This is a genomic window from Deefgea piscis, assembly GCF_013284055.1.
Classification (GTDB): Bacteria; Pseudomonadota; Gammaproteobacteria; order Burkholderiales; family Chitinibacteraceae; genus Deefgea; species Deefgea piscis.
Genome location: NZ_CP054143.1, coordinates 2783517 through 2802985 on the forward strand (window position 1 = coordinate 2783517; position 19469 = coordinate 2802985).

17 protein-coding genes, 1 tRNA gene and 1 riboswitch are annotated in these 19469 nt (G+C 51.8%); of the genes, 14 read left to right on the top strand and 4 right to left on the bottom strand.

What is annotated here, in order from left to right; all coding sequences use genetic code 11:
* Positions 1-607 precede the first annotated feature (607 nt).
* The 3 genes from HQN60_RS13030 to HQN60_RS13040 are packed head-to-tail and all read right to left on the bottom strand — an operon-like array spanning position 608 to position 3537.
* Positions 608-1633, bottom strand: a complete 1026-nt coding sequence (locus HQN60_RS13030; protein WP_173534059.1) for a cytochrome d ubiquinol oxidase subunit II — start codon at positions 1631-1633, stop codon at positions 608-610.
* A gap of 2 nt (positions 1634-1635) precedes the next feature.
* Positions 1636-2967, bottom strand: coding sequence for a cytochrome ubiquinol oxidase subunit I (locus tag HQN60_RS13035; RefSeq protein WP_173534060.1), 1332 nt, complete (start codon positions 2965-2967; stop codon positions 1636-1638).
* Positions 2968-2976: 9 nt separating this feature from the next.
* Positions 2977-3537 (bottom strand): GbsR/MarR family transcriptional regulator, encoded by a 561-nt coding sequence (locus tag HQN60_RS13040; protein WP_173534061.1) that lies wholly within the window; start codon positions 3535-3537, stop codon positions 2977-2979.
* A gap of 198 nt (positions 3538-3735) precedes the next feature.
* Positions 3736-3951, top strand: a riboswitch (cobalamin riboswitch).
* 129 nt (positions 3952-4080) lie between these two features.
* Here HQN60_RS13040 and HQN60_RS13045 point away from each other — a divergent pair.
* The 14 genes from HQN60_RS13045 to HQN60_RS13110 all read left to right on the top strand — a co-directional run bounded on the left by HQN60_RS13045 (position 4081) and on the right by HQN60_RS13110 (position 18333).
* Positions 4081-5955: a TonB-dependent receptor domain-containing protein gene (locus HQN60_RS13045; RefSeq protein ID WP_173534062.1), complete on the top strand. Its 1875-nt coding sequence runs from the start codon at positions 4081-4083 to the stop codon at positions 5953-5955.
* Between the two features lie 2 nt (positions 5956-5957).
* Positions 5958-6917, top strand: coding sequence for an adenosylcobinamide-phosphate synthase CbiB (cbiB, locus tag HQN60_RS13050; protein ID WP_173534063.1), 960 nt, complete (start codon positions 5958-5960; stop codon positions 6915-6917).
* Entirely contained in the window at positions 6904-7956 is a 1053-nt protein-coding gene (gene cobD / locus HQN60_RS13055; protein WP_173534064.1) for a threonine-phosphate decarboxylase CobD, read from the top strand. The genes cbiB and cobD overlap by 14 nt, the downstream gene beginning before the upstream one ends.
* Before the next feature lie 8 nt (positions 7957-7964).
* Positions 7965-8753 carry an ABC transporter substrate-binding protein gene (locus HQN60_RS13060; protein ID WP_173534065.1) on the top strand — a complete coding sequence of 263 codons (789 nt, stop codon included), beginning with the start codon at positions 7965-7967 and terminating at the stop codon, positions 8751-8753.
* A gap of 41 nt (positions 8754-8794) precedes the next feature.
* Complete coding sequence (cobO, locus tag HQN60_RS13065; RefSeq protein ID WP_173534066.1) at positions 8795-9397, top strand: cob(I)yrinic acid a,c-diamide adenosyltransferase; 603 nt, start codon at positions 8795-8797, stop codon at positions 9395-9397.
* A gap of 210 nt (positions 9398-9607) precedes the next feature.
* Positions 9608-10054, top strand: coding sequence for a YiiD C-terminal domain-containing protein (locus HQN60_RS13070; RefSeq protein WP_173534067.1), 447 nt, complete (start codon positions 9608-9610; stop codon positions 10052-10054).
* A 13-nt stretch (positions 10055-10067) separates the two neighbouring features.
* On the top strand, positions 10068-11354 hold the full coding sequence (locus HQN60_RS13075) for a cobyrinic acid a,c-diamide synthase CobB (RefSeq protein ID WP_173534068.1): 1287 nt from the start codon (positions 10068-10070) through the stop codon (positions 11352-11354).
* A gap of 136 nt (positions 11355-11490) precedes the next feature.
* Positions 11491-12378 (top strand): cobalamin-binding protein, encoded by an 888-nt coding sequence (locus HQN60_RS13080; protein ID WP_173534069.1) that lies wholly within the window; start codon positions 11491-11493, stop codon positions 12376-12378.
* A gap of 34 nt (positions 12379-12412) precedes the next feature.
* Positions 12413-13399, top strand: a complete 987-nt coding sequence (locus HQN60_RS13085; RefSeq protein WP_173534070.1) for a FecCD family ABC transporter permease — start codon at positions 12413-12415, stop codon at positions 13397-13399.
* Entirely contained in the window at positions 13396-14181 is a 786-nt protein-coding gene (locus HQN60_RS13090) for an ABC transporter ATP-binding protein (protein ID WP_173534071.1), read from the top strand. Before HQN60_RS13085 ends, HQN60_RS13090 begins: the two co-directional genes overlap by 4 nt.
* A gap of 137 nt (positions 14182-14318) precedes the next feature.
* Complete coding sequence (locus HQN60_RS13095; protein WP_173534072.1) at positions 14319-15791, top strand: cobyric acid synthase; 1473 nt, start codon at positions 14319-14321, stop codon at positions 15789-15791.
* A 138-nt stretch (positions 15792-15929) separates the two neighbouring features.
* Positions 15930-17540 (top strand): methyl-accepting chemotaxis protein, encoded by a 1611-nt coding sequence (locus HQN60_RS13100; protein ID WP_173534073.1) that lies wholly within the window; start codon positions 15930-15932, stop codon positions 17538-17540.
* Positions 17541-17654: 114 nt separating this feature from the next.
* A tRNA-Thr gene (locus tag HQN60_RS13105) sits at positions 17655-17730 on the top strand.
* A gap of 177 nt (positions 17731-17907) precedes the next feature.
* The gene (locus tag HQN60_RS13110; RefSeq protein ID WP_173534074.1) at positions 17908-18333 is read left to right on the top strand and encodes a ProQ/FINO family protein; all 426 of its coding nucleotides are present in this window, start codon (positions 17908-17910) and stop codon (positions 18331-18333) included.
* A gap of 84 nt (positions 18334-18417) precedes the next feature.
* Here the strand turns inward: HQN60_RS13110 and HQN60_RS13115 are convergent, their stop codons facing one another.
* Positions 18418-19398, bottom strand: coding sequence for a malate dehydrogenase (locus HQN60_RS13115; RefSeq protein WP_173534075.1), 981 nt, complete (start codon positions 19396-19398; stop codon positions 18418-18420).
* Positions 19399-19469 lie beyond the last annotated feature (71 nt).

A 19469-nucleotide genomic window follows, 5' to 3' on the forward strand; every position in this document is an offset into this window, starting at 1 on the left:
GTTTGTTACGCGTACTTGATTAAACGGCTTGTGAGCCGCGTGCGCCAACGCTGTGGATTGATACTTTTCATGCGGGCTAGTGCCCTTATTGTCCGCCGCCGCGCCGCCCGCAACCTTGGTTTAGGTGTTAGTGGCGAAGCTGAAAATTTTTTTTGGGTTTCGCCTGCGGCGAAGATGGCTGCGCCATTAACAGCAAAAGCCAAAAGATCAAGTTTTATATGGTGAGACGGGTTGTTTACTTGCCGTTGCCGTCCGCGCCGCCCGCGCAACCCTGGTTTAGGTTTGAGTGGCGAAGCTAGAAAAATTTTTTTGGGTTTTTCGCCTTTGGCGAAAAAAACAGCAAAAAATAAGGAAAAACAATAAGGAAAAACTATTTCTCCTACGGAGAACCTATTATTTCGCCTTCGGCGAAGGTGCTCGGCTACGCCTGCGCCTAGGTTTTTAGGTTTAAAGCGCGGCGCATTTCCGAGTTTAGTTAAATCGTGACCTCAAAGTGATCATCAACAAATTGAAATCGAGATTGCTAGCTGGTTTGATTTGCATGGATAGGGCGTAAAAAAAAGCCATCCCGCAGGATGGCTTAAAGCGGAGACAAAATCGCAATGCTTTAGTCGTAGCTGAGCTCGCCAGCTTTACCCCAAAAGACGGAGTACGAATAAATCGTGTAGCCAATAATCGTCGGTAACACAATCGCTGCACCGCAAAACATAATCAGTAAGGCTTCAGGGCTGCTCGCAGCTTGCCAAATGGTGAGCTGATCGATGACCAAGTGCGGAAAAATACTAAACACCAAGCCAAAGAACGACAATAAAACGATGCCCACCGTGGCGGCAAAAGGGATCCAGCAAAAATTATCATTGCCGTTTCTTTGCCGCTGCGCCAAGCGCGGTAGCGCAAAGCCGATCACGGCAAATAAAATCGCCGTCATCAATGGTACTGGCGCGAGCAAAAAGACGTTCGGCACTGAAAACCACAGCGCAAATACGCGTGGGCTAATCCACGGCGTGGCCACCGACACCAACACGGTTGCCAAAATCGCAATCCATAAACTGCCTTGCGCCCAAACAATCGCCCGCTGCTGCAAAGCGCCGGTTGATTTCATCAATAACCAGCCCGCACCCAATAGGGCATAGGCTGCGGCCAAACTCACGCCGACCAACAGGGCAAAACCCCAAGCACCCCAGCCGGGCGCAAAACCGGTGATGTAACGGCCCAGCATCACGCCTTGCGAAACGGTGGCCAGTAATGAGCCAACAAAAAATAGTCGATTCCACAGTGGCTGATGATGGGCTCGCGCTTTAACGCGAAAATCAAACGCCACGCCGCGTAAAATCAGCCCCAACAGCATTAGCGCCACCGGCAAATACAGCGCGGTGAGAATAATGCCGTGCGCCAAAGGAAAGGCCACCAATAACAGGCCAACCCCCAACACCAGCCAAGTTTCATTGGCATCCCAAAATGGGCCAATCGAGGCGATCATTTTGTCTTTTTCTTTGGTATCGGGTTCTAGCTCAAGCAAGATACCGACGCCAAGGTCATACCCATCCAAAACAACATAGGCGAACATCGACACCACCATCAAGCCAGCAAAAATCACTGGCAGCCAGTAGGCCAAATCAATTGTGCTCAACATGATTATTGCTCCTGAGCAGGGTGGCCTGCTTTTTTAGCGAGGTAAAACACCACCGAAACATATGAAACGAGTAAGAAGGCATACAGCGTGAGGTACATAATTAAGGTGCTTAAAATCATGCCGCCGCCGACGTTCGACGCCGCATCGCTGGTTTTAAGTACGCCGTACACCAACCACGGTTGACGACCAATTTCAGTCACATACCAGCCAGCAACGGTGGCGACCCAGCCGCTAAACGTCATACCGATCAAGAGTTTGCAAACCGTTGGCGACAAGGTTTTGCCGCCGCGCAATTGCCATGCCGCCAGCCAGCTCACTAAGAGCATCAACATGCCCACGCCGACCATCACGCGGAAACTCCAAAATACTTTGGCCACTGGTGGGTGATCAGGAAAGGCGCTAATGCCTTGTAATTCGCCATTCAGATCATGCGTTAAGATCAAACTAGCGAGTTTTGGGATCGCAATCGCGTAATCATTGGTTTGAGTTTCGGCATTCGGTAGGGCAAACAAAGTGAGCGGTGCGCCGCGTTCGGTATGCCAAATCCCTTCAATGGCGGCGATTTTGGCCGGTTGATGTTTGAGCGTGTTAATACCGTGCATATCACCGAGCAAAATTTGCAGTGGAATTAAGGCGGCAGCTAGAAAAACACCGGTTTTGAGTGCAGCCATAATGCTGGCGTCGCGTTGGCCTTTTATCCAGCGAAAAGCGGATACCCCCGCCAGTAAAAACGCCACCGTTAAGCCAGAAGCCAGCAGCATATGGCTTAAGTGATACGGCATTGATGGGTTGAAAATAATCGCCAACCAATCCGTGGCATGCGCTTGGCCGTTAATCATTTCAAAGCCGGCCGGCGTTTGCATCCAAGAATTGAGCACGATAATCCAGAAGGCCGACAGCGTGGTGCCGCCTGCCACTAACACCGTTGCCAGCGTATGAATCCGGTTGCTGACTTTTTTCTGGCCAAACAACATGATGCCCAAGAACGTCGCCTCAAGGAAAAACGCCGTGAGCACTTCGTATGCCAGCAATGGCCCGGCGATATTGCCGACGGTTTTCATAAAGCCCGGCCAATTGGTGCCAAATTGAAAACTCATGGTAATGCCGGTGACAACGCCCAGCGCAAAAGTCAGCGCAAAGATCTTGACCCAAAAGCCATACGCATCCAGCCATTTTTGCTCGCCAGTGGCGTTAAAGCGCAGTTTAAAAAACAGCAAAGCCCAGCCCATGGCAATGCTAATCGTTGGGAATAAAATATGAAAAGTGATATTGGCGGCAAATTGAATTCGCGCTAATACAATCGGGTCGAGTAGACCGGTGGCTTCGGGCAGCATGGTGATTCCTTACTCTTTCTCGCTTGAGCGAGGGAATGATAATTTTTGTTTAAACTCTAAAAACTTTTGTACTTGCGCGCCCAGTGTCATGAGTTTTTTCAGTGTTTCCACGTCTAATTTTTGAATGTCACTAAACCAACTGGTCGTCAGGTCAATCAAATCGTGCATTTGGCCCATTCGGGCTTGTGCATGGCGCTCGGCTTCGTTGGCGGGCGTTTCCATTAGTGCTTCGCGCAGCATCGACAAAGTCGGTTCTACTTCACGTTTTTTTCTTTCGTCTGCCAGTGTTTTAAAAATCGCCCACACATCCTCGGGCGTTGAATAGTATTCGCGGCGATCCCCCGGAAAGTGCTGCAATTTCACCAATCGCCAAGACTCCAACTCTTTGAGTCCCATGCTGACATTCGAGCGGGAAAACCCCAGCGCTTCGGCCATTTCATCGGCATTCAGTGGCTTTTCGCTAACAAACAGCAAGGCATACATTTGCCCAACAGTGCGATTAATGCCCCAGCGGCTACCCATTTCGCCAAAGTGCAACACAAAGGATTGAATCAAAGGAGTGAGGTTCATGTATGTTTTGAATTTTCAGTAATTTGTGAAATTTGATGTAAATCATATTCTGCGCAGAAAAATATTGCAATCTAGAAAATCAATTGCAGCAGACTGATGGCGGCTAAGTCCTTGTTTTAATGTTGTAACTTGTTTGGGACTATTTTCAGATTAAGCATTAGTCATATTCCAGAAAGGTGACTGCGTGGCGTTTACGTTACAATGCCCGCCATTCAAGGTGATTGATCGTGTAAGCGATTAATTTAAACGGGAAACAGGTTTAAAACCTGTGCTGCCCCTGCAACGGTAATTCAGTATGGATACATCACCAAGCACCGCGCAATTGATGCGCTTGGCTTGAGCCACTGCCCGAAGGGTGGGAAGGCGATGTATTTTCTGGAGAGCCCGGAGACCGGCCTTGTTGATCGCGCTCATCGCGATATTGACGCACTGGCAGGGACGCCGTGGCGGAATGGTCTTGTCGTTCATGCGACGGTGATGTGTTCTGCGCGGTTTCCTGTTTTTAAAATGCAATATGCAACGGGCGTATTGCCGGAGACCTAAATGAACACCAGTATTAGCAAGACCTACCTATTGATTTTATCCGCTTTGGCCAGCATTCCTGCAATGGCCGAAGTGACCCAGCTGAATGACGTGGTTGTGACCGCCACGCGCATTGCGCAGCCCCTGCGCGAAGTCGTTGGTGATGTCACCGTACTTGATCGTGAAGCCATCGCCGCACAAGGCAATTCCAGCTTACAAGAAGTACTATCGCGCCAGCCCGGCATTCAAATTAGTAATTTAGGTGGCCCGGGTAAATCGACTTCGGTTTACTTACGCGGCGCCAATAATTCGCAAACGCTAGTGTTGATCGACGGCGTGAATTTTGGCTCGGCCACGCTGGGCGGCGCATCGCTACAAAATATTCCATTAGATCAAATCGAGCGGGTTGAGATTTTACGCGGCCCAGCCGCCAGCTTATATGGCAGCGGTGCCATTGGCGGCGTGATCCAGATTTTTACGCGCCAAGGCGATGCTAAATCAAGCGCCGAAATCGGTTACGGCAATCACAATACCATCGATGCCAAAGCCACTTTAGCCGGTGGTGATGACGCGACGCGCTATTCAATCACTGCCGCGCATTTTAAAACCGACGGCGTGAACGCCATCGTGAATCCAAAAAATAGCAATTACAATCCTGATCAAGACGGTTATGAAAATAACAGTCTGTCGCTGGCGGCCCAGCATAAAATCAACACCCAGCATGCTTTTGGCGTAAGCGCTTTGGGGGCGTGGGGCGAAAATCATTACGACGGTTCAATTAGCAATTCAGCGTATAAGCCAGTGGCGCAAAGCTACGATTATCGCGACAAATCGTTTAATGGTAGCGCCAATGTGTGGTCAAAAAACCAATGGAACGACATCTGGACTAGCCATTTTAAAGCCGGTACCAGTATCGACGAAGGCCGCAACTATACGCCGTTTTCGGCAACAAATTATCAAGACAAAGTCAGCAAAATCAAAACCCAGCAAACCTTGCTGTCGTGGGTGAATGATGTGTCGATTTTGGGTGGCACAGTGCAAGTGGGCGCAGAAACGCTAGGGCAAAAAGTCACTAGCGACACCGATTACAGTGTTAATCATCGCCGCATTAATAGCGTTTTGGCGGCATATTTGGTGACAGTGTCGGACGTAACGCTGCAATTGAATGGTCGTAGCGACGACAATTCGCAATACGGGCGTAATAACACCGGCACGCTGGGCTTGGCTTGGCAAATGAACGATGATTGGTCGCTTGGTACCACCATGGGTACCGCATTTAAAGCGCCAAGCTTTAATGATTTGTATTGGCCAGGTTCAGGTAATCCAAACGTTAAGCCGGAAGAATCCAATAGCAAAGAAGTGTTTGTTCGCTTTGCCAATAACCGCTTCCAAAGCTCGCTCACGGTATATGAAAATAAAGTTACCAATTTGATTGAATGGGCGCCAACGCCGTCGGGTCTGTGGCAGCCAAGCAATATTGGTACTGCTCAATTAGGTGGCGCAACGCTGACTGCTGATTGGCAATACGCGGGGTATATCGCTGGCGCAAGCTACGACTATCTTGATGCGAAAGATACCTCTGCAGGCGCTAATAAAGGCCGGCAATTGGCGCGCCGCGCTAAGCACGCTGGCGTAGTGTATGTTGGCTTGGAAACGCCGGTTTGGATGGCCCGTGTTGAAATGCAGGCGCAAGGCCAGCGTTTTGATGATGCCGCCAATAAAAAAGTCTTGGCCGGTTACGCGCTGACTAATTTGGCAGCAAGCTATCAGATTGATAAAGATTGGTCATTGCACGCTCGCGTCAACAATCTATTTAACCGTGACTACCAAATGGCCACCGATTATGGCAATTTGGGCATCAATGGCATTGTCAGTGTGCGCTGGCAGCCTAAGTAAGTATGGTGTGGCTTAACCCCGCTGGTCTGTTGGTGGCGCTGTGCGTCGCGCTGCTGCTCGAATGCTGCTGGGGAGAGCCACGTCGCTACCATCCTTTGGTCGGCTTTGGCCGACTCGCCAACATGCTAGCGCTGCGACTCAATCGCGGTGCTGGCTTGCTATTGCGCGGTGGTTTGGCTTGGCTGGTGTTAGTCGGCGGCGCGCTGGGTTTGTTTATTGCCCTGCGCTGGCAAGTCATGCAATTTTCGCCGCTATTGGCGTATGCGCTCGATGCTTGGGCGTTGTGGTTTTCGCTGGGCGCAAACAGTTTATTGGCACATGTGGCGGCGATTGGTGCGCCATTATTGGCTGGCGATTTACCCTTGGCGCGCGCGCAACTGCAAAAAATTGTTAGCCGTGATTGCCAAGCGCTGGATGCATCCCAAGTCGCCGCGGGTGCGGTGGAGTCGTGTTTAGAAAACGGCGCGGATGCGATTTTTGCCAGTTTGTTTTATTTCATGCTGTTGGGTGGCGCGGGCGCACTCGTACATCGCTTGGCCAATACCTTGGATGCGATGTGGGGATATAAAACACCCCAATGGCAGCGCTTTGGCTGTTGTGCGGCGCGCATGGATGATGCGCTCAATTGGATTCCGGCGCGATTGTGTGCGCTATCTTACGCTTTGCTCGGGCAAACTCGATTGGCGTTCATGGCATGGCGACAGCAAGCGCCGCTGTGGGACAGCCCTAATGCCGGTCCGGTGATGGCCGCGGGCGCGGGCGCGCTGGGGATTCGCTTAGGCGGTGCTGCGCCTTATCATGGCCAAATTGAGCTGCGGCCTGAATTAGGCTTTGGCCCGTTGGCTAGTGCGCCAGATATCACGCGTAGCATTCAGCTCATTCAAACCACGCTGGCATGTTGGCTGGGCGGGATGGTTTTGGTTTTATTCTTTGCGATGGTGATTCATAGTGGCAGATTTTAAACAGGGCAAGCCATGTCATGCGGCGCCACGGCATGGTGGTAATTTATTGGCAGTACAAGCGCGTTTTGGTGGCGGTGACGCCGATTGGCTCGATTGCTCAACGGGGATTTCGCCTTATAGCTACCCTTTGCCCGCGATGCCCGAATCGGTCGCGCAGCGTTTGCCGCAAATCAGCCCTGAGTTTGGGGCGGTGGTTAAAGGCTATTACGGCAGTGCCCAGTGTTTGCCGGTGGCGGGATCGCAAGCGGCAATTGTGGCTTTGCCGCAGTTGCGCGCGCCTTGCCGCGTCGGCGTTTTGCGTTTGTCGTATGCCGAGCATGCTTGGCGTTGGCAGTTGGCAGGGCATACGGTGTGTTTACTGGCGCGAGACGAGATCGATGCCGCGCTCGATACGCTGGACGTGCTGATTTTAGTCAATCCCAATAATCCTGATGGGCACTGTTGGACGGCGCAGCAATTATTGGCCATGCACGCCAGATTGGCCGCGCGTGGTGCTTGGTTAATTGTTGATGAGGCGTTTATTGATGTTGATGCCGCCGAGAGTGTGTGCCAAGCCGCGAGTCAGCCTCATCGCTCTGGCTTGATTGTTTTGCGTGGTATTGGCAAGTTTTTTGGTTTGGCAGGGCTGCGTTTGGGGCTGGTTTTTGCTGATCAAGCCATATTGGCGGCTTTGGCGCAAATTATCGGCCCATGGTCGGTGAGCGGCCCCGCATTATGGGCTGGGCAATTGGCCTTAGCGGATGTGGCGTGGCAGCAACTGCAAAAAACGCGTTTGCAGCAAGTGGGCCAAGCGATGCGCGCGCAATTAATAACGCACGGTTTAATCCCAAGCAGCGAGCATCCGCTGATGCAGTTTTGCCTGGTCGATCAGATTGATCAATGGGGGTATGCGCTGGCAGCCAATGGCATATATGCTCGGGTGTTTAATACCAAAGATGTTGGTGTGGATGCGCTGCGTTTTGGTGCGTTAACGCAGCAGCAACAGGCGCAGTTTGCGCAGCGTTTGGCGCGCGCCGCAGCGCAAATACAATCGACTTAGGATCAACCATGCACGGCCCGCAAAGAATTGCTTGTTTAAGTAGCGAAACCGTTGAAGTGCTGTATGCCTTGGGGCAACAGCATCGTATTGTCGGCATCTCGGCCTTTTCGCGCCACCCCGCTGGCGTGACTAAAAATCACCCGATTATTTGCGGGTTTTCGAGTGCCAAAGTCGAAAAAATCTTGGCCGTTGAACCCGATTTGATTTTGGCGTATTCAAGCTTACAAGGTGAGATGGTCAAAGAGTGCGTTTTAGCGGGCTATGAAGTGCTGTTTTTTAATCAGCGCTCGATTGCTGGCATATTTAACATGATTCGCACCTTGGGCTTATTGCTTGACTGTACTGAACGCGCCAATGCCTTAGTCGCCGAGTTAAGCGCGCAGATTGCTGCTGCCAAATTGGCGGCGACGCGCTTTGCGTGGCGTCCCAAAGTGTATTTCGAGGAATGGCATACACCGCTGTATACCGGTATTTGCTGGGTGTCGGAGCTGATCTCGATTGCCGGTGGCGACGATATTTTTGCCGAGATTGCGCCTAAAGTGCGTGCTAAAGATCGCACCGTGACCCCTGAGCAAGTGATTGCGGGCGCACCAGATTTAATTCTGGGTAGTTGGTGTGGGCAAGCGTTTGCGCCGGAAACCGTAACCGCGAGGGCGGGCTGGGATGACATTGCTGCAGTAAAAAATCAGCAAGTATTTGAAATCAAAAGTGAAGATTTACTCGTTCCCGGCATCACGGCCATCACCCGTGGTTTGCCGCAGATTCAAGCGCATATTCGCCAGCTGTGCGAAAAGTAAATCTTCGGTGTTGTATTTATTTGAGTTTAGGAGTTGTCAGTATGAGTCAAGACCAAGCTAGAAACGAGCGCCACGCTGCGCGCATGGCGCGCAAAAAAGCCATTATCGACGCGCATATCGCCGAAGCCAATATCGACACCGGCATCATGATTTTGCTCACCGGCAACGGCAAAGGTAAATCATCGTCGGCGTTTGGTATGGTCGCGCGCGCCATTGGCCATGGGCTTAAAGTGGGCGTAGTGCAATTTATTAAAAACCGCACCGACACTGGCGAAGAAGCCTTTTTGGGCCAGCACTGCGAATGGCATGTGATGGGCGATGGATTTACGTGGGAAACGCAAAATTTTGATGCCGACAAAGCCCGCTCAGAAACCGCTTGGGCAATGGCGGCCAAAATGCTGAACGATCCAAGCTACGACGTGGTGGTGCTTGACGAGCTGACGTACTGCTTATCTTACAAATACCTCGATAAAGATATCGTATTGCGCGACCTAGAATCACGCCCCGAGATGCAACACGTCGTCGTCACCGGCCGCGCCGCGATTACTGAATTGCATGAAATCGCCGATACCGTCACGGTGTTGGCGGATGAAAAGCATGCGTATAAGTCTGGTATCAGAGCGCAAAAGGGGTTGGAGTGGTAATCGCCCCTGCGATGGGTGTTTAAGGCTAGGCTGCTCATGTTTTCTTGATGTCAAAAAAAACAAGGTAGGGTGTCAATGAGCAACGCGAATTGCACCGTTGCACCGTATGAGGCTGCGCCCAACGAGCAATTGCTTCGCGGCGCAATTCGCTACGCTCATTGACACCCTACGATGATTGCTATTTACGCGTTATCTGCATTGGAATTTGTCATGAGTGAGTTAGCTCCGCTACTAGAAAAAACGCTACACGAAGAAATCCCGTTAACGCGTGAAATTGGTATACAGGTTGTTCATGCTACGACTCAGCGAGTGCAACTTAGTGCGCCACTCTCGCCGAACATCAATCATAAATGCACCGCATTTGGCGGTAGCTTGTATGCCGTTGCGGTGTTGGCAGGCTGGAGTATGGTGTTTGCACAATTGCATGCTGCAGGCATTCACGCGCATATCGTGATTCAAGACGCCAAGATTGATTATTTATTGCCCGTGGTTGAAACAATTAACGCTGAATGCCGCGTGAATGGCGAGACTGATTTTGCGCATTGCTTGAAATTACTGGCCCGTAAAGGGCGAGGGCGGATAGAACTACCCGTGCAAATCATTACCGCGCAGGGCATAGCAGTGCGGTTTATTGGCAACTATGTGATTCACACCTAGGTATTCACTTTTTATGAGTTCATCTGCTGTTTTATTGATCGCCGCCCCATCCTCAGGCTCTGGCAAAACTACCATCACCGCTGGCTTGGCTTGGCTGTATCGGCGGCAAGGTTTGCGCGTAAAGGTTTTTAAATGCGGGCCGGATTTTCTCGATCCCTTGCTGCTGGGTTTTGCCAGCGGTGCGCCGGTGGATAATCTCGATTTATGGCTGGTGGGTGAAGATTTGTGCCGGCAAATGCTGGCACAAGCGGCGCGCGATTTTGATGTGATTTTGATCGAGTCGGTGATGGGCTTGTTTGACGGTGAGCCAAGTGCCGCCGATTTGGCGGTGCAGTTTGGCTTGCCGGTGTTGGCGGTGATCGACGCGGGCGCAATGGCGCAGACCTTTGGTGCGCTGGCGTTTGGTTTAGCGCATTACCGCGCGGATTTACCGTTTTTTGGTGTATTGGCCAATAAAGTGGCGGGTGAGCGCCACGCGCAGATGTTGCAAGAATCAGTGCCGTCTGCGCACTGGCAAGGCTGGATTGGGCGCGTTGCGCCGCTACCTGAGCGGCATTTGGGTTTGGCGCTGCCAGCAGAAATTCCCGATTTAGCCGAGAAGCTCGATGCACTGGCCGATGTGCTAGCGGCGCAGCCGATTGGTAACGCGCCAAACTTGCCAACAATTGAATTTGCCGCGCCGATTGCCAGCGAAATCGCGCCATTGCTGGCGGGGCAACGGATTGCGATTGCCCGCGATGCGGCGTTTTGTTTTATTTATCCAGCTAATTTAGCGTGTTTGACGGCTTTGGGGGCGGAACTACAGTTTTTCTCCCCGCTGGCGCACGAGGCTTTACCCGCTTGCGACGCCGTGTGGTTGCCCGGTGGTTACCCCGAGTTGCACGCGGCACAACTGGCCGCGCACCCGACGATACGCGCTGCGCTGGCGCAGCATGTGGCCGAGGACAAACCCATCTGGGCCGAATGCGGCGGCATGATTGCAATATGCGAATCGCTGACTTTACTCGATGGCACGATGCAGGCGATGTGGGGCGTGTTGCCTGCACAGGTGAGTATGCAAACCCGCTTAGCCGCGCTTGGGCCGCAAAGTTTTGACGTGGGGTCGGGGGCGCTGCGTGGGCATACGTTTCATTATTCAACATTGCAGACGCAGCTTGAGCCTATAGGGTATGGTTCGCCATGCCGCTTAGGGTCAAGTGCTGAGGCCATATACCGACAAGGTAGTTTGCAGGCTTCGTATTTGCATGCGTGGTTTATGAGTAGTCCAATCGCGACGGCGGCGTTATTTGGCGCGGTTTGATGGACTGGTTTGATCGAAGGTTTGGGTGATGGTCAGCGTGGGTCAACTGGCGTTGATCGTTGGTGCTTTGACGTCAGCATGACGTCGCGCCGCGGTATTACAAATTGGCATCATGATTGGAATGTTGGAATTAAATATGAGCTTTAAATTTAAATTGGCCGTGATGGTCGTGAGTGCTTCGCTGGTGACTGGGGCAGTGAGCGCGGCAGTGAGTGTGCAAGATGATTTGGGTGTGACGGTGACGCTAGCCAAACCCGCTGCGCGCATTATTAGTTTAGCGCCGCATGCGACTGAAGATTTGTTTGCCATTGGCGCGGGCGACTTGATTGTCGGCGCGGTTAATTACAGTGATTATCCGGCCAAAGCCAAAGAAATTGAGCGCATTGGTGGGTATAACGGTTTTGATTTAGAGCGCATTCGGGCGCTGAAACCGGATTTAATTATTGCTTGGGGTAGCGGCAATCCACAGCGCCAGCTTGATCAAATTAAGCAACTAGGGATTCCGGTTTTTACGACGTTTTCTAAAAAAATGGCCGATATCCCAACGGTGCTGGAGCGCTTAGGGGTATTAACCCAGCAAACAGCGGGTGCGGCCAAGGCGGCGAAACACTATCGCGAGCAATTGGCGCGGTTAGAAAAAACTTACTCTGGCCGAGCGCCAGTGCGGGTGTTTTATCAGATTTGGGATCGGCCTTTAATGACGATCAATAACACCCAGATTATTTCGGATGTGATGCGCTTGTGTGGTGCGGTGAATGTGTTTGGCCATTTGCCAGAATTAACCCCCAAAGTGGATGTCGAGGCGGTGTTGGTGGCCAATCCAGATGCGATTATGACCAGCGGCGAGCCGGGAGTGAAGGGCGACGTGTTAGCCAGTTGGCAGCGCTGGAAAAACCTAAAAGCGGCGCAAAATAAGCAGTTTTATGTGCTACCCAAAGACATCATTAGCCGTATGGGGCCACGCTTAGTCGATGGCGCGCAAGCGATGTGTGAAGCGGTAGAGCAAGTTCGACAAGTTAAATAATGCGCGGTCATACAGACGTTGCTGGGGGAAAAAAATGAATTTGGCGCGGTTAACGCCACAAAAAATGTTGCTGACGCTGAGCGTGTTATTGCTTGTGCTATTGCTGAGCGTGGCCATCAGTGTGTCAGTGGGCAGTACATCGCTGCGGCCATGGCAGTTTTGGTATGACAACGCCGAATCAGCGTTGGCGCGTGACGTGGTGCTTGAGCTGCGATTGCCGCGCACGCTGTCGGCGTTGGTGGTGGGCGGCTTGTTGGCTTTGGCGGGGACTTTGCAACAAGTACTGCTGCGTAACCCTTTGGCCGACCCTTATATACTGGGTACTTCTGGCGGGGCCAGTGTCGGCGCGCTGTTGGCGCTATTACTCGGGGTGGGTACTTTGGGGGTGAATGCTGCCGCCGGTACGGGGGCACTATTGAGTATTTTGATTGTTTTTTTGCTGGCTGGGCGTGATCGCTCGAGTACGCAAACCCGATTATTGTTGACTGGGGTGGCGTTGGCGGCATTTTGCGGCGCTTTGTCGTCTTTATTGCTGAGCATGGCGCCCGATGGTTTATTGCGCGGCATGATATTTTGGTTGATGGGTGATTTAGCGGGCGCGCATTGGCAATCGGGGGCGGCGGTGTTGTGTGTTTTATTGTTGCTGGTTTGGCCCTTGGCACGTGAGCTTAATATTATGGGCATGGCGGCCGAATCGGCGCATGCCTTGGGTTTAAATCACCAACGGCTGCGCTGGGTGCTGTATTTTGCCGCCGCTTTAGCCAGCGCTTTGGCGGTTACTACTGCTGGGATGATTGGCTTTGTCGGCTTGATTGTGCCGCATGCGCTGCGTTTAATCATTGGCCAAGATTTGCGCTTGTTATTGCCAGCGGCGACGTTGGCCGGCGGCATTGTTTTGCTGTGGGCCGATATCATCGCCCGCACTTTGATTGCACCGCAGCAGTTGCCAGTGGGTGTAGTGATGGCGCTATTGGGTGTGCCGGCGTTTTTGTATTTATTAAGTCGGCGGGCGGTGCGATGAGCGTTCAACCGACATCGATGCTGTTGCAGCATGTGAGCATTGCCCAAGCGGATCGCCGCTTAATTAGCGATTTGTCGTTACACATTCAGCCGGGGGAAGTGTGGCTGGTGTTGGGTGAGAATGGCTGCGGTAAAAGTACTTTATTATCGGCAATGGCCGGCTGGCACGCGCTGGCCGCGGGCGAGATTGCGCTGCAAGGGCGGCCTTGGGTCGATTGGCCGCATGGTGAGCGCGCTAAAATGCTGGCGTGGCAAACGCAGCAAGATGAATGCCCGTTCCCACTCACCGTGCTGGAAAAAACCCTGACTGGCCGTCATCCGCATTTATCCCGTTTTGCTTGGGAAAGCGCTGCCGATGTGGCTTTGGCGCAAGCGCAATTGGCGCGGTTGGATTTGTCCTTGCTGGCTGCGCGTGATTTGGCGACTTTATCCGGCGGTGAGCGCCGCCGCGTGGCGTTGGCCACCGCCTTAACGCAAGATGCGCCGTTGTTATTACTCGATGAGCCGTTATCGCAACTTGATTTACGCCATCAACAGCAAGCGCTGCAGGTGCTGAGCGAAGAGCAGGCGAAGGGGCGCGCCATTGTGATGGTGACGCATGAGCCGAACCACGCGCATTTTTTTGCCGCTGAGCATTGCCGCGTCTTGCTGCTGTTTGGTGATGGTCGCTGGTTGGCGGGGCCGCGCGCGGAAGTGTTAACCGCGGATCATCTGACTGCGCTATACCATCACCCGATTGTTGAAATCACGACGCCAGATCGGGCGTGGTTTATCCCGCGTTAAGATTTTTTGAGTTTCTCTTTTGAATCAACCGTGCTGCTCACTACGTTGGGGCTTGCTTGTTTGGCGTGGCTTTGCGCTAGCCAATAGGCTAACAACGCAGGGTGCACCACGGTTTTTGCTGTTTATGATTGGATTTTATGCCGACTTTAATGATACAAGGCTGCACCTCCGACGCCGGTAAATCAACGCTCACCGCCGCGCTGTGCCGCTTATTGCTGCGCCAAGGTATTTCGGTGGCCCCGTTTAAGCCACAAAATATGGCGCTCAATTCAGCAGTGACGCCCGATGGCGGTGAAATCGGCCGCGCGCAAGCGGTGCAAGCGTTTGCCTGTGGCTTGGCGCCGCATACTGATATGAATCCGGTGCTACTCAAGCCCTCGAGCGATTGCCGCGCGCAGGTGATTATTCAAGGCAAATCGATTGGTAACCTCGATGCGGTGGATTATCACGCGTATAAAACCACCGCGCGCGCCGCGGTGTTTGAGTCTTGGCAGCGGCTGGCGGCGCAGTACGATTGGGTGTTGGTTGAAGGCGCAGGCAGCCCGGCGGAAGTGAATTTGCGCGCTGGTGACATTGCCAATATGGGCTTTGCCGAAGAAGCCGATTGCCCAGTGTGGCTGGTGGCCGATATTGATCGCGGCGGGGTGTTTGCGCATTTTGTGGGGACTTTGGCGTGTCTGTCAGAGTCAGAGCAGGCGCGAATTCAAGGTTTTATTATTAATCGCTTTCGCGGCGATATTGCGCTATTGCAGCCCGGTTGTGATTGGTTAGAGGCCAAAACCGGCAAGCCAGTGTTGGCGGTGGTGCCGTATTTACATGGTTTGGACATTGCCGCTGAAGACGCTGTGCCACGCACCGCGAGCGGTGTTGCTGGTGACTTTAAAATCGTCATTGCGACCTTGCCGCATATATCTAATCACACCGATTTTGATCCGCTGCGCCGAATCGCTGGGATTAACTGCCAATTTGCTAACCCGAATCAGCCTTTGCCGGCGTGCGATTTATTGATTTTGCCTGGGAGTAAAAATACGCAGGGCGATTTGGCTTGGTTGCGCCAGCAAGGCTGGGATCAACAGATTGCCAGGCATTTACGCTACGGCGGTAAATTGATCGGCATCTGTGGTGGCTATCAAATGTTGGGTGAGCTTATTATTGATGAGGTAGGTATTGAATCGCAGCAATTGTCTAGTGCGGGGCTGGGGTATATACCCATGGTGACAAAACTAGAGGCTGAGAAACAATTGCGCTTGGTGCAAGGGCAATTTATTGCGGATGGCTTTGTGGGAGCGGGCGCGCTGGCGGTGCAGGGTTATGAAATTCATGTTGGGCAAAGTACTTTGCGTGGGGATGGCTGGCAGGATTTGTTGCAATTGGATGATGGCCGTACCGAAGGGGTGATTTCTACCGATGGGCAAATCATCGGTACGTATTTGCATGGTGTATTTGATCAATTTCCCGCGTTGACGGCGTTATTGGCTTGGGCCGGCTGGCAGGGGGCTATCGATCAATTGCCTGATGCTGATGCGCAGCTTGATCGGGAAATAGACCGATTGGCCGACGCGCTCGATTTGGCGATGGATTGGCAGAAGGCCGCGTTGTTAGGTTTGTAGTGTTACGTGTAAGCTGATGATTTGTATTAATAAACTTTGTATTAAGTATTTGCTGTCTATAGTTTAAGCGATAGTAATCTATGAGTGGCGCAAGGGTTTGCGCTGTGATTGCTCCGGCTTAAATTGTGGAGGTTTGCAATGAGTATTCGTGCCAAGTTAGTGGTTTTGAGTGCCGTTTTGCTGTTGATGATTGCCCTTATGGGTGGAGCATCTTTGCGCGGTTTATCGCATACGTTTGATGATTTTGAGGTGACGTATAAAGACCGCGTGGAGCCCATCAGTCATTTGCGCATTGTTGCAGATATGTATGCGGTCAATATTGTCGATACCGCGCACAAGGCCAATCATCAGCAAGTCCCTTATGCAAAAGCATTGGAATTAGTTCGTCAGGCGCGCACTGAAATTAATCGCAATTGGGACGCATTTTTAGCGGATGAGCCGGCGGCAAGCGAAAAATCGGTGATTGAAGAGGTAAAGCAAAAAAAACTCGCGGCAGACAAGGTGGTTACAGATCTTGAGCAAGTTTTAGCGGCTGGCAATGCTGCTGCCTTGGATGGTTTGGTACGTGACCAGCTATATCAGTCGGTCGATCCAGTTTCTGGCCAAATTGCGCAATTAGTCGATCTGCAAATGGCGGCGATTAAAGTTAATTTTGAAGATGCACAGCATGAATATACTCAGGCAAAAGTTTGGGCTTGGACTTTGATGGGTTTGGCGTTGGTGTTTGGGGTTGGTTTTTCGGCGTGGGTGATTGTCGGGATGAGCCGCAAAATCAATGCACTTAAAAACAGTATGTTGTTAGCGCAACAGCGGCAAGATTTAACGATTCGTGCCGCTGTGGATGGGCATGATGAAGTTGATAGCATTGCCATGGCGTATAACGAGTTGGCACAAAAATTACAGACCTTGGTTACGAGCATCGCCACCGCAATTAATACCGTGAGCAGTGAGGCCAATAGCCTCGCCGCTTGTAGTGAGCAAGTTTCGCAGGCGACGATGATTGGCGCTGAATCGACCAGCCAAATGGCCGCTGCCGTGGAGCAAGTGACTGTAGGGATTTCGCATGTGGCCGATAGCGCAGCACAAGCCAAGTCTTTAGGCCAACAAACGTGCCAGCGCGCCGTGGTTGGGGCGCAAAAAATACAAAAAGCGGTTTCTGAAATCCAAGGTATTGATCGAGAAGTGTCGGCCGCAGCGGAAAGGGTGGCGATGCTCGGCAACGACTCCGAAAAAATCAGCATGATTGTAGGGGTAATTAAAGACGTCGCCGAGCAAACCAATTTATTGGCACTCAATGCGGCGATTGAAGCGGCTCGAGCTGGGGAGCAAGGGCGGGGCTTTGCGGTTGTTGCCGATGAAGTGAGAAAGCTCGCTGAGCGCACTGCCGCGGCCACGGTTGATATTCAACAAATGGTCGGCCGTATTGATCAAACCAGCAAAGATGCCGTAGCCAGTATTAGTCAAACGGCCAATCGAGCGCATGACTGCGCCGAAATCGCCGGTGGTGCAGGCGAGTCAATCGATGGGATTAACGCCAGCGTGATCGATGAAGATGAATCCGTGTCGCAAATTGCCGAGGCGCTCAATGAGCAGCGCGCTGGGATGCAGCAAATTGCGATGCAGGTTGAGCGCGTGGCGCAAATGACCGATGAAAATTCTGCCGCGGTGGCGGGAATGAGTCAGTCGGCCAATCTATTGGAAGCATTGACGGTGCGTTTGCGCCAAGACGTGGGGCATTTTCAGTATTGATACGAGGTTTATGCTGAATTAGTGTCGGATTGTGGGTGTGGAGAAAATAATTTTAAAATATTTTCAAAAAAGGCTTGCGCTACTGGCGATCGTTAGATATTATGCACGCCTGTTGCCGATGTAGCTCAGTTGGTAGAGCACCTGACTTGTAATCAGGGGGTCGCGAGTTCGATTCCTGCCGTCGGCACCAAAGAAATCTAAGGGTTGTAGCTTTTTTGAGCTACAACCCTTTTTTCGTTACTACGGCGAAGTATTTCGTCTGTTTTTTTGTTAAGTAGTGTGATTTTTATACTTATATCAGCAAGATCAGGTCTGGGTCTGATAAAATCTGCCACTAAGAGTGTTTCTATCGTTTTAAGGAAGTTTGATGACTACCGCTGATTCGCAGCCTGCTTCACCGATTAGTGCTCCGGCATTGTTGAGAGAATTACAAAAAAATAGCCCTGTATTTCGGGATTGCTTGCCGCTGGCCATTGGCGTCGACAAACAACTATTTGCCGCTCGGCCAGAGTTGAGTCATCGCGTGTTGCGCCAAGCATTGGCGATGCATACTCGCTCATTGCGCTACCTTAAGGCGATGCAGGTGGCAAAAGTTCGCTTTAACTTGGATGGCAGTCAGGCGGATGAAGTGACTGAAGAGCAACGCGTATTTGCCGCAAACAGTCTTCACGAGTACTTCAAAAAAGCCGCGACTCAGCGTAAAGAAAAAGAAGCCGCTGAAGCAGCAAAAGTTGCTGAGGCGCAAAAATTAGAAAAGCTCAACCAGTTGGCGGCGAAGTTTTCACGCGATTAATTGATTGAGTTTGTTGTGTTGTAAAAAAGCCCGCTGCACTGCAGCGGGCTTTTTGTTTGGGTGGCGCTTTTTTGGCGCTGATAATTAAGCGAGCAGGTGTTTAACTGCGTCGCGTTCTTCAGATAGCTCTTTAGCAGTCGCGTCCATGCGTGCGCGGCTAAATTCACTGATTTCAAGTCCGGTAATGATTTCGTATTTACCATCTTTGCAAGTAACAGGGTAGCCGTAGATTAAATCGCTATAGCCGTATTCGCCATTGGCGGGTACGCCCATCGTTACCCAGTCACCCTCTGGTGTACCTAAAACCCAATTGCGAATGTGATCAATGGCTGCATTAGCAGCTGATGCAGCAGACGATAGGCCGCGCGCCTTGATAATAGCTGCGCCACGTTGTTGTACGGTCGGGATGAATTCGCTCTCTAACCATTTTTGATCATTGATCAAAGTGGCCGCATTCGCGCCTTTCACTTCTGCGTGGAAAATGTCCGGGTACTGGGTGGCAGAGTGATTGCCCCAGATGATCATCTTCTTCACGTCGCTAATTGTAGTACCGGTTTTTTGCGCTACTTGTGTCGTGGCGCGGTTGTGATCAAGGCGCATCATGGCAGTGAAATTGGCTGGGTTTAGATCTGGTGCGTTTTTCATTGCGATGTAGGCGTTGGTGTTGGCTGGGTTGCCGACTACCAAAACTTTAACGTCACGGCTTGCAACTTCATTCAGCGCACGGCCTTGGGCTGTAAAGATTGCGCCGTTGGCTTCTAGTAAGTCTTTGCGTTCCATGCCTGGGCCGCGTGGGCGTGCGCCAACGAGTAAGGCGATATCAGCATCTTTAAAGGCTACTTTTGGATCGTCGCTTTGTACGATTCCTTGTAGTAAAGGAAAAGCACAATCATCCAATTCCATGACGACGCCATTAAGTGCTGGCAGCGAAGGTGTAATGTCGAGTAATTGTAAAATTACAGGCTGGTCTGCACCAAGCATGGCACCAGAGGCGATACGGAACAAAAGGCTGTAACCAATTTGACCTGCAGCACCAGTAACAGCAACGCGAATAGGTTGTTTCATCGAGCATACTCCAAGTAAGTGGCGGTTGATCGCCATCAAGCAAATAAGAATTTGGCCGCCTTGATTATGAC

What these genes read in the sequence shown, in the direction of transcription:
- HQN60_RS13030 (WP_173534059.1), bottom strand. Translation starts at nt 1,633, where the DNA reads ATGTTGAGCACAATTGATTTGGCCTACTGGCTGCCAGTGATTTTTGCT.
- HQN60_RS13035 (WP_173534060.1), bottom strand. Translation starts at nt 2,967, where the DNA reads ATGCTGCCCGAAGCCACCGGTCTACTCGACCCGATTGTATTAGCGCGA.
- HQN60_RS13040 (WP_173534061.1), bottom strand. Translation starts at nt 3,537, where the DNA reads ATGAACCTCACTCCTTTGATTCAATCCTTTGTGTTGCACTTTGGCGAA.
- HQN60_RS13045 (WP_173534062.1), top strand. Translation starts at nt 4,081, where the DNA reads ATGAACACCAGTATTAGCAAGACCTACCTATTGATTTTATCCGCTTTG.
- cbiB (WP_173534063.1), top strand. Translation starts at nt 5,958, where the DNA reads ATGGTGTGGCTTAACCCCGCTGGTCTGTTGGTGGCGCTGTGCGTCGCG.
- HQN60_RS13060 (WP_173534065.1), top strand. Translation starts at nt 7,965, where the DNA reads ATGCACGGCCCGCAAAGAATTGCTTGTTTAAGTAGCGAAACCGTTGAA.
- cobO (WP_173534066.1), top strand. Translation starts at nt 8,795, where the DNA reads ATGAGTCAAGACCAAGCTAGAAACGAGCGCCACGCTGCGCGCATGGCG.
- HQN60_RS13070 (WP_173534067.1), top strand. Translation starts at nt 9,608, where the DNA reads ATGAGTGAGTTAGCTCCGCTACTAGAAAAAACGCTACACGAAGAAATC.
- HQN60_RS13075 (WP_173534068.1), top strand. Translation starts at nt 10,068, where the DNA reads ATGAGTTCATCTGCTGTTTTATTGATCGCCGCCCCATCCTCAGGCTCT.
- HQN60_RS13080 (WP_173534069.1), top strand. Translation starts at nt 11,491, where the DNA reads ATGAGCTTTAAATTTAAATTGGCCGTGATGGTCGTGAGTGCTTCGCTG.
- HQN60_RS13085 (WP_173534070.1), top strand. Translation starts at nt 12,413, where the DNA reads ATGAATTTGGCGCGGTTAACGCCACAAAAAATGTTGCTGACGCTGAGC.
- HQN60_RS13090 (WP_173534071.1), top strand. Translation starts at nt 13,396, where the DNA reads ATGAGCGTTCAACCGACATCGATGCTGTTGCAGCATGTGAGCATTGCC.
- HQN60_RS13095 (WP_173534072.1), top strand. Translation starts at nt 14,319, where the DNA reads ATGCCGACTTTAATGATACAAGGCTGCACCTCCGACGCCGGTAAATCA.
- HQN60_RS13100 (WP_173534073.1), top strand. Translation starts at nt 15,930, where the DNA reads ATGAGTATTCGTGCCAAGTTAGTGGTTTTGAGTGCCGTTTTGCTGTTG.
- HQN60_RS13110 (WP_173534074.1), top strand. Translation starts at nt 17,908, where the DNA reads ATGACTACCGCTGATTCGCAGCCTGCTTCACCGATTAGTGCTCCGGCA.
- HQN60_RS13115 (WP_173534075.1), bottom strand. Translation starts at nt 19,398, where the DNA reads ATGAAACAACCTATTCGCGTTGCTGTTACTGGTGCTGCAGGTCAAATT.